Genomic DNA, 13,826 nt, shown 5'->3' on the forward strand with positions numbered 1-13,826 from the left:
TTACTGGTTCATAAACGAAAGCTTCAAAGCGCTGTCATAGAGTCGTTTCGCCCAAGATTCGTGACCTGCCGATTCACCGTAGAGATCATCCAGCATCGTTCGGATTCCAGCGACACCGCCACCCTTTTTCAAGATATAAACTACAAGCAAGCTAATTACGCCCAGCGACGAATTAATAATGTCCAAATCCGTATTCGCCAATTGGAACGCCGCCAGCTGGTACGCATCCTCGCTATTTTCCTTAACAAGTTTATCGACATCCGCAAGCGTCTTGAAACGGAAAAATTTCAACGTCTTGAGAAACGGCATCATCGAAGACTCGTGAATTTCAGCTTGATTGATGGCTGCAATACGTTGGTTTAATTTATCAAAAGGTTTCAACTTCAGATAATTGCCAAACGAATCGCCATTCAACGCCACTTCATCAAAACGGCCCGAATGCACAAGCGACTGCACATGATACCTGTAATTATTGATATCCGTGCGAATCTTGCAGAACTGTTCATCGACGAGTTCCAACATTCCTGCAAGGCGGTTCAAGTTGCGCAAATATTCTTGCGGAATTTCGAACCCTGACTTGTAACCCGTATCGTGGTCCAGCACGGCCCACACATGTTGCAGAGCCGTCCGCATCTGGATTTCAAAACGAATTTCATTAATCTCAGGACATTCCGGGTCTTTGTACAGAGTCTGTGGAATCGAGCATATAAAATGCAATGAGTTATAGCCAAAGCTATTGAGTTCATGCATTTTTCGTTTATCAACACTATTTTTCCAATCGACTACAAAAAAACTTTCAACAAGTGCCGCTATTTTATCTACATCATCGTTGTAGAATACAATTACGCGGGCACCCAAAATGTCCGTCAATTCCATCAAGGACTTGTATTTGCCATTTTTTCGTTCAAGTTTTTCGGCAAGGCTCGCTTCCGCCTTGATTCGCGCTTCTACCGCAGTCACGTAAATATTGTTTTCTGCAACTTTTTTCTTGAGAAAGTCACAAACAAAATCTTTCAACTTTTCAAAGACGGGCATCTTTTCGCGATATTCTTCAAGAATCATTGTTCCCAAAGGATTCAATCCGTATTTTTCTAACGAATCGTTATTCATCGCGAATATCCCCAAAAATCTTATTGATCAAATCCGTGAATTCCGAATAGGCAAAAGTGCCTTCAAGCTCTTTCAAGGACTCGGCCAAACCGCGATAATGCCATTCGTGTTCTTTCACATCGGTCACATGGAAAATATTCCAAAGTTCATTGCCTTTTTGAACAAAATCCCGATAAATAATGCGGGCGTTGCTCAGCTTATCTCCAAGTGCGACCATTTTTGCATCGCGACTTGCTTGTGCAAGCCTGTCGATCGCCGCCTGCTTGCGCTCATGCCATGAATCTGCTTCGCTGACGCCATCGATAAACACGTCGGATTCTTCTTTGACAAGTTTAGCTACACGTTCGCCAAATTCGCGGCGGATATCATCTAAAGTAACATCCGTATCTTCGACGGTATCGTGCAAAACCGCAGCCGCCAAAAGTTCCTGATCCGTCGTCATCGTCGCGACAATTTCTACAGCTTCCATCGGGTGGACAATGTAAGGGAAACCTTTCCCGCGACGTTCCGTTCCCTGATGGGCGTTGACTGCAAAAACAATCGCTCTATCGAGAATAGAAGTATCCATGTTTAATCTTCCAAGAAATATTGAACATTTGTCACTACGCGTACGTTTTTGATAAACGGCGTATTTTCATCGCGGTCGCTAATGGAGAATTGCCCCTGCATCGCCGTCTTGATTTTACCGAGTTTGCTTTCGGAATCCATAGCGAATTTCTGAGCAGCGGCACGGGCGTTCTTGTTCGCTTCGTCAATCATCGCGGGCTTGATTTCGTTAAGGCCATTGAAGCTGTAAATTTTGCGGTAGCGGTAATCGTCGCCACTGAACGCAATACCTTGTTTCAAAAGTTCACCCTGCTTGCCCATGATTTCGCGGACACGGTCCACATTTTTCGAAGCAACCGTCGTGACAACAGTTGCAATGTAGCGGAACGGACGGCGGTTATCGCCATAGCGTTCGCCCTGCGCATCTTCAATTTCCGGAGCGGACCAGGTGATTTCTGATTTTTCGATTCCGTTATCTTGCAAAAACTTCGCAAGCGTCGCATTTTTGGCCTGCACCGCATCGTGAATTGCAGAAAGGTCATTCCCAACTTCTTTATATACAATCGGCCAAATTACAAAATCCGCTTTCACTTCTCGTTCTGAAAGTCCCTTGACAGCCACAACGCGGTCTCTATCCTTTGTGTGCATCATCGCGCAATAGAGGAACGCACCTAGCCCGAGAATGGCAATAGCCAATACCAACGCTTCTTTCAATCTAGACATTTTTTCTCCTTTGCCGCAAAACACCCACGGCTATAAGTTTAATATACAATCTTTCAGCAAATTTTTTCATTTTTCCCCTTCCTACTTCCTACTTCCTACTTCCTACTTTTCTAAATTTTCCCCCGTAACAAAAACCCGCGTGTGCGGAAAGGATAATCTATGTCTAAACTGACTGATTCTAAGGAATGGAAGGCCCTCGAGGCCCATGCCGAAGTTGCAAAGACTTGGCAAATGAAGGAACTCTTCGCTAAGGACCCGACTCGCGCCGACAAGTTCAGCGTCGAAGCTTGCGGACTCTTCCTCGACTACTCCAAGAACATCATCACCGACGAAACCATGGCCAAGCTCCAGGACCTCCTGAAGTCCGCCAATTTCGAAGACATGCGCGCCAAGTACTTTGCTGGCGAAAAGATTAACACCACCGAAAAACGCGCCGTGCTCCACACTGCACTCCGCTACAAAGGCAACGATCCGATTTGCGTCGATGGCAAGGACGTGATGCCCGAAGTTCGTGCAGTCCTCAAGCACATGGAAGACTTCACCCACCTCGTCCGCAGCGGCAAGTGGTTGGGCCACACCGGCAAGTCCATCAAGTATGTTGTCAACATCGGTATCGGCGGTTCCGACCTCGGTCCGGTGATGGTCACCGAAGCCCTCAAGCCGTATGCAGAAAAGCCGATCGCTGGCGAATACTCTCCGGAAGTTTATTTTGTTTCTAACATCGACGGCACTCACATGGCCGAAACCCTCAAGAAGGTAAACATCGAAGAAACGCTCTTCATCGTCGCTTCCAAGACGTTCACGACTCTTGAAACCATGACGAACGCCGAAACTGCTAAGGCTGCCGTTCTCAAGGCTTTCAATGGCGACGAAAAGTCCATAGCCAAACACTTCGTGGCTCTCTCCACCAACACCGAAGCTGTCGCAGCATTCGGTATCGATACTGCCAACATGTTCGAATTCTGGAACTGGGTGGGTGGCCGTTACTCCCTGTGGTCTGCAATCGGCCTCTCCATCAGCCTCCGCATCGGTTTCGAAAACTACATGAAGCTCCACCAGGGCGCTTACGAAATGGATCAGCATTTCAAGACCGCTCCGGCTGACAAGAACTTGCCTGTTATCCTCGCACTCATCGGCGTTTGGTACAATAACTTCTTTGGCGCTTCCAGCTACGCCATGCTCCCGTACGACCAGTACCTCCACCGCCTCGCCGCCTACTTCCAGCAGGCCGACATGGAATCCAACGGCAAGACCGTTGACCGTGACTCTAAGCGCGTGAACTACCAGACTGGTCCAATCCTTTGGGGTGAACCGGGTACCAACGGCCAGCACGCCTTCTACCAGCTCATTCACCAGGGCACCAAGATGATTCCGTGCGACTTCATCGCCCCGGCAAACAGCCACAACAAGATTGGCGATCACCACCAGAAGCTGCTCTCCAACTTCTTCGCCCAGCCGGAAGCTTTGATGAACGGCAAGACTCTCGCCCAGGCCCAGGAAGAACTCCGTGCCGCCGGCAAGTCCGAAGAAGAAATCGCATTCCTCGCTCCGCACAAGGTATTCGAAGGCAACAAGCCGACGAACTCCATCATGATGGACTACGTGAGCCCGGAACGCCTTGGCGCTCTCATCGCCATGTACGAACACAAGATCTTCACGCAGGGCGTTATCTGGAACATCAACAGCTACGACCAGTGGGGTGTTGAACTCGGCAAGCAGCTCGCGAAGAAGATTCTCCCGGAACTTGCAAAGGCCGATGCCGAACTCCACCACGACAGCTCCACCAACGGGCTCATCAAGTGGTTCAAGGCACACCAGAAATAAGCACCGTAGCAATGGGGTAAATAGCCCCGCATAAAAAAAATTCAAAGGCCGCGACTTTAAAGGTCACGGTCTTTTTTTTAAAACCAAATTCTTAACGTTCTTGACATAAAAGAACTAAAGAATAAAGGCTATTTTTTTATTTTTTAAGAAAAAGGGAAAAAAAAATGGGCTGTCTTACAATCATAGCGATCCTCATCGGATTTATCATAGCTTTAATTCTATTCGCTATTGGAGGATGGGTCGTCTTTTTAATAGCAATCGGTGCTATAATTATCCTTTATTTGCTTCTTTTCTTCTTAGGGATTTTTCGTAAACTATTTGTCACTGCAATGGAATGGGAATGGTTTAGAAATCTCGTAAATTTCTTTTCCGAAATATGTGATAGAATATGGTCTTTTTTTATTACTGTTTTAGACAAAACACTCTCTATTATCAATAGCATTCTAGACTTTTTCGTCATGATATGGAATGGATTCTTATCCGTTTTAGACACTATTCTCTATTATATCGCTAGTGCTCTTAAATTTATATGTGATCTTCCTGGAGATATTCTTCATTGGTTATGGAGTTAACCCAAAGAATCTCCCTCACGGCATTCGCTTTGAGGTGTGAGCAATGCAGGTGAAACAGCAATACCTCTGACGAAAGTGGCGGGGTAATCCCCCGCACCTTACAAAAAAGCCACAGTCCTCAAAGGCTGTGGCTTTTTGTTATGCTATACACAATATTACACAAACGCATTAAGCGCTTATTCCCTTGTCTTCAAGAACCTTCATCACCTCGTCATACGGGAGCGGTTTCGAGAAGTAATAACCCTGCACAAGGTCGCAACCGATTTCTTTCAAGAAGTCCAAATGCTCCTGCGTTTCCACGCCTTCCGTGAGCGTGCCCGCGTTCAAGCGCTTCGCCATATCCACAATGGATTGAATAATCATCTGGGATTTTTTCGTAAAGTTCCGCAAGAAAATCATGTCGATTTTGATGTAATTAAAATCATAATCCTTGAGCACGTTCAGCGAGGAGAAGCCCGAACCAAAATCATCCATCCAGACTTCAAAATGATCTCTTTGGAACCGTTCAATTTGACTCTTGATAAATCCGTCATCATCGTCCAGAACAGATTCCGTGATTTCGATGTGGAGCATGTTATGCGGCACTTTGTATTCATCCGTCAAGCGGACAACTTCTTTGTAGATATTGCACAACTTAAAATCTAGGCGAGACAAGTTAAACGAAATCGGAACGCACTTATGCCCCAAATCGGTTTCTTCACGATACTTTTCGCAAACCTTTTTGAGCATGAACGTATCAAGCTTATGGATCAAGTGCGCTTCTTCGAGAATCCCGATAAAATCCAAAGGCGGCAAGAATCCATGTTCCGGGTCGTCCCAGCGGGCAAGCGCTTCAAAGCCACGTAATTTATTCGTCTTTATATCAACAACAGGCTGGTAAAAAACTTTGATATATTCCTTCTCGACAGCTTCGTCAATATGAGCAATCAAATACATCTTCAAACGTTCGCGAGCGCTCATTTCATCTGCGTAAATTGCAAGATATTCGTCAAAATTGCCCTTGATGGACGATTCCGCAAGGCGAGCCCTCATAAAGCATCGTTCAATTTCTTCGTTCCGTTCCCGTTGCACATACACACCCGCCTTGATTTCAAGCACGCCGCGCTTTGAAAAATAACGGATTTTTTCATGAGCTTCTTTTATTTTAAATTTCATCCCAGCGGCATCGCCCACCACACGGAACATATCGCACGACACTCGCATTACGTAGCGCACCCCAAACAGAGACTTGAGCGTATCGGCCATATACCGCAAAGACGCATCGCCTTCATCAAAGCCGAACCGCTCGTTAAACGCCTTGAAGTTGTCCAAATCGAACACGACAAACGCATAACGTTTTTTCGGATTTCTATAAAGCAAATCCTGCACGTAATTCGTAAACAGAAGCGCATTCGGGAGTCCCGTCAGTTCATCGTGGTTGCGTGCAATTTCGGCCTGTTGCGTCAAGCGGACCGTCCTAAAGATGAGCTTTACTGCAATCGTAAGCGTAAGCCAGAAAAGCCATGCCACAAACACAAGGTAATCCAGGAATTCCGGTGTCACCTCGATCATGCGCACGCACACATACATGGCGAGGTTTACGAGCAAGCTAAAAAGCGTAACAAACCCCAGAAAACCGAAACGCGTAAAAATTTGCGTATTGCGGACAAATAAAAGCTCGTTCCAAAGAAGCCGCCACCAAATGACGATAGCGACTAAATTTACCAAAGCAGCACCATTCTGCGTCTTGCCGACCACCATGCCAAGGTAGCCCACGCCAACAGACGCCGAAAGCATGAACAACGATTGCGACCAGTGGATAGAAAGTCTTTTTGCGAAAACATAAATCGCCACAGGAATCAACACAATGCGGCTCACATAATCTACAATCACGTCCAGCATCAACGGAACTTTGCCCATCGTGCACGAAAGTACATGCAGCAATCCATGATAAATCAAGTCCGAATAAATCATGTACGGGGTTAGCGAAAAAACAGCGCCCCAAAAAAGCACCTTTTTCAGGTTCTGTTTCTCGCCCAAAGCCACTAATGTAAACAGTAAAAAACCGCTTGCCAAGAGGGACGGGAAAAAGAACACATGACTCGCGTAATCGAATAGACTCATCATTGCTTAAACCCTAGTGTTATAAATATAATGCATAACACCACCTCGTGCACGCCCCCGATGAAATTCTGCACGTTTTAAACGCTACACATTGGAATAAAGCTTAATTTCAGTTCAAAACGGGAATCCGTTTATAAAATCAACAATTACCGTTCCATTTTATCGAAATCCAGCCCATCATCAATCGGCAACGGTTCGTTCAAGTTCTGGACACGCACATTGACAGGTTGGGGCGCCTCTTCGGATTCCGTCGGAGGCGGATCTGGCATTTTTGTCATCTGTGAAGTGCGGTCGTCACGTCCACTTTTGGCCATTTGCTGCGCATTAGGAAGTTTAACAGCATCGAGCAAAGGAATCGGATGCGTATTTTCATTGAAAGCACACCCAACAAATAGCAATGTCAAAAACACCAAGATGAATTTCATAATGTCAAAATAAAAACGAATAATCGTATTCGACAAATTAGCAATATAAAAAACAGCACAGTTCACTAAAAGACACAAGATTCTAACATTATTGTAACTTTTTACATAGCTGCAATGATAAAATAAGATATATTTCTCATAACAGCGGAGAGAAAAATGAAAAAATTAATTGTCCTGCTCACAATCCTAGTCATGGTTTCCAGTGCTTTTGCACAAAACCCGAAATCCTCAGGCCTCACCGATAACGACGTGAAAAACTGGGCCAAGAATCTCAAGTCCATCGAACGCGAATTCGACGATGCCGGAATTTCTCGCGACGACGTGAAAAGCGCAAGCAAGCAGGAGAAAGCAAAGGCCGAATCCATTCTCCAAAAGTACGGCATTTCCGCACCAAGCCGCATCGAAAAGCTCGCGATGATCAACCAGTGCGCAACGCTTGTGATGGCAGAAAACGGCGGGGCGGCAGCGGGCATCGACCCAAAAGCAATGGCGATGCTGAAAGCGATGGGCGTTGACCCGTTCGCCGAGCTGAAGGCGAACACCAACCAGAAGGACTGCAAGGTTGTAAAAGCGAACGAAAAAGCCGTCATTAATGCAATGAACGGAATAGACGAACCGAGTGCTCCCGCCGCAGGGCAGGCCGCAACGGGCAAGGCTGCGGATAACACAGCAAATAATGCCGCAAATAACGCCGCCGCCAGCTCTAGGCCGCAAGATTACGCCGCTGCACAAGTAGCCCAAATGCGTGCGGACAATCCGGACATGACCGACGAAGATGCGGAAGTCATGGCGCAAACCTTGAGAAAGCAGCCTAATTACGCGACGCTTCAAGCGCAATGGGAAATGATGAACAAGATGGGCGACATGGAATCGCAGAAAAGTGCTCAAAGTGCCGAAGAAGAATTCAAGCGAATAAACGACGATGCGACCAAGACCAAAAATGCCATCGACGAACTCGCCAAAAGCAAAGGCGACTGCGGATTCATCTACAAGAAAAAAGACAAGGCGAACTACACAAAGAAAGCTCCTGTCAATTGGGAATCCCTCATGATTCGAGTGCAAGATCGCAGCATCGCACTCATCCCGGTTACGGCCAAAGGCAAAAAAGAGTTCCACTTCACATGGGACGAACCGAAGATAAATAAAATAACCCCCTCCAAAGCGACATCGCTTTTCAATCGATCCGAAGTCGAAACAACAGAAATGAACAAGACAATAACCCTCGACATCAGCTCTATCGAGATGTACGAAGCGTCCGACAAGAACGTTTCTGGCAGAGAATACGTCATTTCTACAAAAGACGGAAAAGTCATTCATCTTTGGCAGAAATACCAAGACGACAAGTACACCAGCAGCGTGAACTTCAACGGACTGAAAAACGCTGACGCCTGGTCGTGGGGCGAAACCGGCGGAAATTAAATTTTTATGAAGCCCCCGCATGGGGGCTTTTTTGTTCTCCCCCGTTTCTCGCACGGCATTATTTTCTTGCGCATCATTATTTTCTCGCACAGCATTACATACTAAAAGACCTCTGCCTACAATTTAGTATGTAAACGGCAATTTGCTAGTTTATCTGCATACATACTATTTTTCATTTTAAGAATTTTAGTATGTAATTTACGCACAAAGAAACAACCATTTTAACCGATTTTGAGCCTTTGAGACAACAAAGAAGCCCACAATCCATCTAAAAAAGCCTTTTTCCGGCCTTATCAACTCAATTTTTACATACTAACACCCCCTATTTTTAATTTTAGTATGTAACGGGTACTTTTTTACCCACATTATCCACAAAAATTTTTCAAAAGAATTTGCTTTTCGCTGCAAAGTTGTGTATATTGTAAGCAGAAATTAGGCGTTGATATATTTTTATATATCAACGCCTTTTTGTTTTTCGCAAAGGCAGGATTTATGGGAGCACAAAAAAACATTCCACAAGCAAACCGCATCATCCAAGCAATAAGCGCACTTCGTTTGGAACTGTGCAAACTGCAAACCAAAATCAAGGACAAATCAAAATCGCAACCAACAGCGAACCTTCGTGTCATCACAAACCACGGCAATTCACAATACTACATCGTCGAAGCAACCAATGCACCTAACGGCACATATCTCCCCCGCAAGGAAATTCATAAAGCAGCGGCCATAGCGCAACGCGATTACAACAAAGCCACGGCGACGATTCTCAAAAAACAAATCAAAGCCATCGACTCGCTCCTCGCAATTTACACCCCAAACGCAATCGACGACGCATACACAAAACTCCACCCAGGTCGCCGTGCGCTCATCACACCCGTTCGGGAACCTGACGAAGATTTTATCGCCGCATGGCAGCACCTCCCATACACTGGCAAGCCCTTTGAAATCAACGCACCCGAATATTATACAGCAAACGGCGTGCGCGTCCGCTCAAAATCCGAAGTCATCATTGCAGACGCACTAGCACGTGCAAACATTCCCTACCGCTACGAATACCCTACAAGCATCAAAGGCTGGGGCACGCTCTATCCAGACTTCACCTGCCTCGACATTCGCACCCGCGAAGAAATCATCTGGGAGCACTTCGGCCTCATGGGCGACCCAGACTACGCCGAGAACGCCGTTCAGAAAATCACGCACTATGCAGCGAGTGGCTATGTTCTCGGCAAGAACCTCATCGCCACATTCGAAAGCGGCACGGCCCCGCTTTCCGTCAAGCAAGCGCAAGGATGCATCGACGCACTTTTCAAATAAATTTAAATTTATCACACGAAAGCCTCAAGCGTTCCCATGTTCCAAACCACGACTTTACGAAATTCGATGCAAAATTTTTTCAGCACACTTTATCAGGTTTTTGCCACCTCGCCCTGGTGGGTACAAATCATCCTCGTTTTTTCCATCGGCGTCTGCGTACTCTCAGTTTTGGCGATTCTAATTTGCAGCCTTTTTCTAACCCCAATATGCGGAACTCTCCACCCAAGCGTGCTAAAGCCCATCACTTTGCGCATTTGGCACGCAGGCATAGTCGCTCTCATCGCTATTTTCAAAGCGTTTCATATCCCAACAGACGGCCTTGAACGCGGCAAAAGAACTTACGAAGAAGAAATCCGCAAAGCCGAAGGCTCAGAATACAACATAAGCAACAAAACCAAACCCAAAGAACAGCCGCCACCAAACAATCCCCTCGGCATGCATTCCTATAAAGACATCGAAGAATAGCCTATTCATTTTATTTATATTTGCAAAAGCATAAATTAGAGTTTGCTCTTTAACCAATGGAGAAAAAATGAAACAGGCCATTTTGGCAACTTTAATCTTTATCACAACGCTCCTCTTTTCTGGATGCACACATCAATACGCGCTAAGAGAAAACTGGATTGACGATGACGATTTAATCTCCATCGTTGGAGACACAGATATCAACACGTGGTCAAAACAATTCGGCACACCGGTATTCACCGAAATCAGGCAAGATACAGTAGAATTCATCTACAATTACAAACCACATCTATACAAAAGTGTCGAAGACAACCGAATGTTCAAGCCCAACAATAAAGACCGCGTAGATTTATGGAACGACCGCACAGAATACGTAGGCATCGTTGTCCATCAAGACAAAATCATCCAAGTTCGTCCTCGCCCTGATTATGCAGCCGCGCAACAGAAAACCGAAGTAACCGAATCCAACTCTTGGATTCTCGGACTCATCAGCGGACTCATCGGAATGGCAGCCCTCGTTACCTCGATCCTAACAGCACAATAATTTACATGAAGGTATTTTTCATCTTTTTTGCGTAATCGCTTTATTTGCACAAGACAACATTTGCAACAACTTTATTTAAAATGCAAAAAAACAACGCCCCCGCAAGGCGTTGTTTTTTTTTGCATTTTAGAGATCCTTCGACTCCACCTTTACGGGTCGCTCAAGATGACAAAAGTCCTCGACATGCACGAACACAGATTGAAGGTTACTGACCGCAACGCTTCTCTGCAAACGGATACATACTCGGCAAGAACCTCATCGCCACATTCGAAAGCGGCACAACAACGCCTTCCGGCAAGCAAGTGCAAGGATGCATCGACGCTTTGCTAAAATGAACAAGTTCTTTATTCCTCACACTCAGACACCGCTTTTTCAGAGCAGACAATATCGGCAAGAGCCGTATTTTCCGTCCTCCGCATGCACTCCTCATACATAGAACTTTGGCACGGGTCGGAATGCGAATAGCCACACGAGCACATAACAAACAAAAGAAGACTTACGAAAAGCCTTCTTACGATTATAAATAAATCAGCATCCATAATCTAAACCTTTTCTGCAGTTGCACCTTCCTGGTGCACTGCCCGGCGGCTCGGCCATGGGCTTTCAAGCAAGCTCGATGGCCGCGGCTCTCGCTTCAACGACTCGTTAATACGAGTCGCTCCAGCTCACGAACACGACCGCGACGTTCGCATCCGGCAATTACGGCACCTCGACGCTGTCGAGAATCTTCTGCACGACGGTTTCGGCAGTGACTTCTTCCGCTTCGGCTTCGTAGCTCAGAATCACGCGGTGGCGGAGCACTTCCATCGCGACAGCCTTCACATCTTCCGGCGTCACGTAAGCGCGGCCCTGGATAAACGCATGAGCCTTCGAAGCCTGGGCAAGGCCGATAGAAGCACGCGGCGAGGCGCCCACTTCCACAAAGCCCACCAAGTCACTACGCTTGATGCTGCCCGGATCACGGGTCGCAAGCACGAGGTTCACGATGTATTCGCGCACGCGTTCATCGACATAAACCTGCTTCACGAGTTCGCGAGCCTTCAAGATATCTTCCTTCGTCGCGACAGCATTCGGCTGGCGGAGTCCTGCACCCGAAACGGCATCGAGAATCTTCATTTCGTCAGCCTTGTTCGGGTAGCTCACCTTCACTTTCAACAAGAAACGGTCAACTTGAGCTTCCGGCAGCGGATACGTACCTTCCTGTTCAATCGGGTTCTGCGTGGCAAGCACCAAGAACGGCTCGTCCAACTTGAACGTCTCATCGCCAATCGTGATGTGGCGTTCCTGCATGGCTTCGAGCAAAGCGCTCTGCACCTTCGACGGTGCACGGTTGATTTCGTCAGCAAGCACAAGGTTCGTGAAAAGCGGGCCCTTGCGCGTTTCGAACTTCGCCTCGCGGGCGTTATAAATCGTCGTACCGAGCAAGTCCGCCGGCAACAAATCAGGAGTAAACTGGATACGCTTGAAGTCGAGCGAAACTGCATCGGCAAAAGCCTTCACCGCAGTCGTCTTGGCCAAGCCCGGAAGGCCTTCCAAAAGCACGTGGCCATCAGCCAAAATACCCGTCAGAATGCTCTCAACCATCGCCTTCTGACCAATCACCGTATCTTCAACTTCACGCAGCAAGTTCATGCAAAAAGAACTCTGCTGTTTCACCTTTTCCGAAAGTTCTTGAATATCCATTTATTTGTCCTCTGTGTATATTTTACAAAATTTTGAATCTATCGCTCTCCGTTTTTCACATCATAGCATATGACGACAACCGCCAAAGGCGAGAGTCGCGACAAAATGCCTGCATTTTGGCATGACCGAGCCGAGCGGTTGGGATTGGAGCAATGCGACAATCCAAAGACGAAAGAATTTTTACTGCCTTTAAGATACTAAAATCTTTGAAAAAAAACAAATGCGATTAGTCTTTAGTCGTTAGTCAATAGTCATTAGAAGTTTAAACATGAGGCATAAAAGGGGGAAAACACCCCTCCGCCTCCCGAAGCTACTTGCTATAATTCCATTCCTTTAAGAAAAAGGCATAACTCAACTGAAAATAAAAGCGGTTGTTCGGCGCCCCGATTTCCCGTCCATAGCGAAACTCTGCCGAAAATCCTTTATACACAACATAAGCACCAGCACCAAACTCCGAATAAACCTCAGGATACAATTTATTGAAAGTGCAACACCCCGGATCATCAATAACCCTATACGAATTGCGCGAAATGTGTTCACTTATTCCCACCTTGAAATTTTCAGAGACAGGATACTGTTCAACAAACATCACGCCACCCATATGACGCATTCTCGACGACACATCATCACCTCGCTCATCGGCGGCAAATCCGTACCACCCCTGAACACCAAAATACTGGGATCGTCCACCCATAATTGTCCTGTAGGTATAATCCTCAAAATCAATTGCAAACAAAGCATACGGAAAGGCAAAAGACAATGCCAAATCCGTATTCCAATATCCTTCTTCATAAGAAACCGATTCATCGTAACGTCCAGGAATTTTCCTGTTATCTAAATCCCCAGTTCTTACCGCTCCGCCAACAACGAAATTAATTCCATCCCTCGCATTCATGAACTGCGCCGCAGAAGGCGGATGATTAGAACATCCCACCATCACCAACACAAGCAAAACAACAAAACAAATACGTCCAGTCACATTCACCATCCCTGAAGATCAACCACAATTGAATAACGATTCATATCACCAACCACACCATTTTTAGAAAAGTCAATCTGTTTATACGTCAAATCCCGACCATATCGAAACTCAACACC

The 13,826-nt window shown here is 46.3% G+C and carries 13 protein-coding genes; 5 read left to right on the plus strand and 8 right to left on the minus strand.

Features of this window, described 5'->3' with window-relative positions; translation table 11 throughout:
* The 3 genes from IKG78_RS09455 to IKG78_RS09465 are packed head-to-tail and all read right to left on the minus strand — an operon-like array spanning nucleotide 1 to nucleotide 2,379.
* Nucleotides 1-1,110 carry a (p)ppGpp synthetase gene (locus IKG78_RS09455; protein WP_290942698.1) on the minus strand — a complete coding sequence of 370 codons (1,110 nt, stop codon included), beginning with the start codon at nucleotides 1,108-1,110 and terminating at the stop codon, nucleotides 1-3.
* Nucleotides 1,103-1,678, minus strand: coding sequence for an HD domain-containing protein (locus IKG78_RS09460; protein ID WP_290942700.1), 576 nt, complete (start codon nucleotides 1,676-1,678; stop codon nucleotides 1,103-1,105). Before IKG78_RS09460 ends, IKG78_RS09455 begins: the two co-directional genes overlap by 8 nt.
* A gap of 2 nt (nucleotides 1,679-1,680) precedes the next feature.
* Nucleotides 1,681-2,379, minus strand: coding sequence for an SIMPL domain-containing protein (locus IKG78_RS09465; protein WP_290942702.1), 699 nt, complete (start codon nucleotides 2,377-2,379; stop codon nucleotides 1,681-1,683).
* Between the two features lie 159 nt (nucleotides 2,380-2,538).
* Here IKG78_RS09465 and pgi point away from each other — a divergent pair, with 159 nt between their 5' ends.
* Nucleotides 2,539-4,203, plus strand: a complete 1,665-nt coding sequence (pgi, locus tag IKG78_RS09470) for a glucose-6-phosphate isomerase (protein ID WP_290942704.1) — start codon at nucleotides 2,539-2,541, stop codon at nucleotides 4,201-4,203.
* 740 nt (nucleotides 4,204-4,943) lie between these two features.
* Here the strand turns inward: pgi and IKG78_RS09475 are convergent.
* Complete coding sequence (locus IKG78_RS09475; RefSeq protein ID WP_290942706.1) at nucleotides 4,944-6,881, minus strand: bifunctional diguanylate cyclase/phosphodiesterase; 1,938 nt, start codon at nucleotides 6,879-6,881, stop codon at nucleotides 4,944-4,946.
* A gap of 143 nt (nucleotides 6,882-7,024) precedes the next feature.
* Nucleotides 7,025-7,303: a hypothetical protein gene (locus tag IKG78_RS09480; RefSeq protein WP_290942708.1), complete on the minus strand. Its 279-nt coding sequence runs from the start codon at nucleotides 7,301-7,303 to the stop codon at nucleotides 7,025-7,027.
* 156 nt (nucleotides 7,304-7,459) lie between these two features.
* Between IKG78_RS09480 and IKG78_RS09485 the strand changes: the two genes are divergently transcribed.
* The 4 genes from IKG78_RS09485 (at nucleotide 7,460) to IKG78_RS09500 (ending at nucleotide 11,045) form a co-directional block, all read left to right on the plus strand.
* Nucleotides 7,460-8,722 carry a hypothetical protein gene (locus IKG78_RS09485; RefSeq protein ID WP_290942710.1) on the plus strand — a complete coding sequence of 421 codons (1,263 nt, stop codon included), beginning with the start codon at nucleotides 7,460-7,462 and terminating at the stop codon, nucleotides 8,720-8,722.
* Nucleotides 8,723-9,214: 492 nt separating this feature from the next.
* On the plus strand, nucleotides 9,215-10,036 hold the full coding sequence (locus IKG78_RS09490; protein ID WP_290942714.1) for a hypothetical protein: 822 nt from the start codon (nucleotides 9,215-9,217) through the stop codon (nucleotides 10,034-10,036).
* A 228-nt stretch (nucleotides 10,037-10,264) separates the two neighbouring features.
* On the plus strand, nucleotides 10,265-10,501 hold the full coding sequence (locus tag IKG78_RS09495) for a hypothetical protein (protein WP_290942716.1): 237 nt from the start codon (nucleotides 10,265-10,267) through the stop codon (nucleotides 10,499-10,501).
* 82 nt (nucleotides 10,502-10,583) lie between these two features.
* On the plus strand, nucleotides 10,584-11,045 hold the full coding sequence (locus tag IKG78_RS09500; RefSeq protein ID WP_290942719.1) for a hypothetical protein: 462 nt from the start codon (nucleotides 10,584-10,586) through the stop codon (nucleotides 11,043-11,045).
* Nucleotides 11,046-11,250: 205 nt separating this feature from the next.
* On the opposite strand, the gene IKG78_RS09505 is transcribed toward IKG78_RS09500, so the two are convergent.
* The 3 genes from IKG78_RS09505 to IKG78_RS09515 all read right to left on the minus strand — a co-directional run bounded on the left by IKG78_RS09505 (nucleotide 11,251) and on the right by IKG78_RS09515 (nucleotide 13,707).
* Nucleotides 11,251-11,400, minus strand: a complete 150-nt coding sequence (locus IKG78_RS09505; protein ID WP_290942722.1) for a hypothetical protein — start codon at nucleotides 11,398-11,400, stop codon at nucleotides 11,251-11,253.
* Between the two features lie 344 nt (nucleotides 11,401-11,744).
* On the minus strand, nucleotides 11,745-12,728 hold the full coding sequence (locus IKG78_RS09510) for a MoxR family ATPase (RefSeq protein WP_097021126.1): 984 nt from the start codon (nucleotides 12,726-12,728) through the stop codon (nucleotides 11,745-11,747).
* A gap of 310 nt (nucleotides 12,729-13,038) precedes the next feature.
* On the minus strand, nucleotides 13,039-13,707 hold the full coding sequence (locus IKG78_RS09515) for a hypothetical protein (RefSeq protein ID WP_290942724.1): 669 nt from the start codon (nucleotides 13,705-13,707) through the stop codon (nucleotides 13,039-13,041).
* Between the last annotated feature and the right edge of the window lie 119 nt (nucleotides 13,708-13,826).

It is taken from the genome of Fibrobacter sp. (assembly GCF_017545445.1).
GTDB lineage: Bacteria > Fibrobacterota > Fibrobacteria > Fibrobacterales > Fibrobacteraceae > Fibrobacter.

Bases quoted from the DNA above. Each gene is read 5' to 3' on its own strand.
- IKG78_RS09455 (WP_290942698.1), bottom strand. From the start codon at position 1,110: ATGAATAACGATTCGTTAGAAAAATACGGATTGAATCCTTTGGGAACA.
- IKG78_RS09460 (WP_290942700.1), bottom strand. From the start codon at position 1,678: ATGGATACTTCTATTCTCGATAGAGCGATTGTTTTTGCAGTCAACGCC.
- IKG78_RS09465 (WP_290942702.1), bottom strand. From the start codon at position 2,379: ATGTCTAGATTGAAAGAAGCGTTGGTATTGGCTATTGCCATTCTCGGG.
- pgi (WP_290942704.1), top strand. From the start codon at position 2,539: ATGTCTAAACTGACTGATTCTAAGGAATGGAAGGCCCTCGAGGCCCAT.
- IKG78_RS09475 (WP_290942706.1), bottom strand. From the start codon at position 6,881: ATGATGAGTCTATTCGATTACGCGAGTCATGTGTTCTTTTTCCCGTCC.
- IKG78_RS09480 (WP_290942708.1), bottom strand. From the start codon at position 7,303: ATGAAATTCATCTTGGTGTTTTTGACATTGCTATTTGTTGGGTGTGCT.
- IKG78_RS09485 (WP_290942710.1), top strand. From the start codon at position 7,460: ATGAAAAAATTAATTGTCCTGCTCACAATCCTAGTCATGGTTTCCAGT.
- IKG78_RS09490 (WP_290942714.1), top strand. From the start codon at position 9,215: ATGGGAGCACAAAAAAACATTCCACAAGCAAACCGCATCATCCAAGCA.
- IKG78_RS09510 (WP_097021126.1), bottom strand. From the start codon at position 12,728: ATGGATATTCAAGAACTTTCGGAAAAGGTGAAACAGCAGAGTTCTTTT.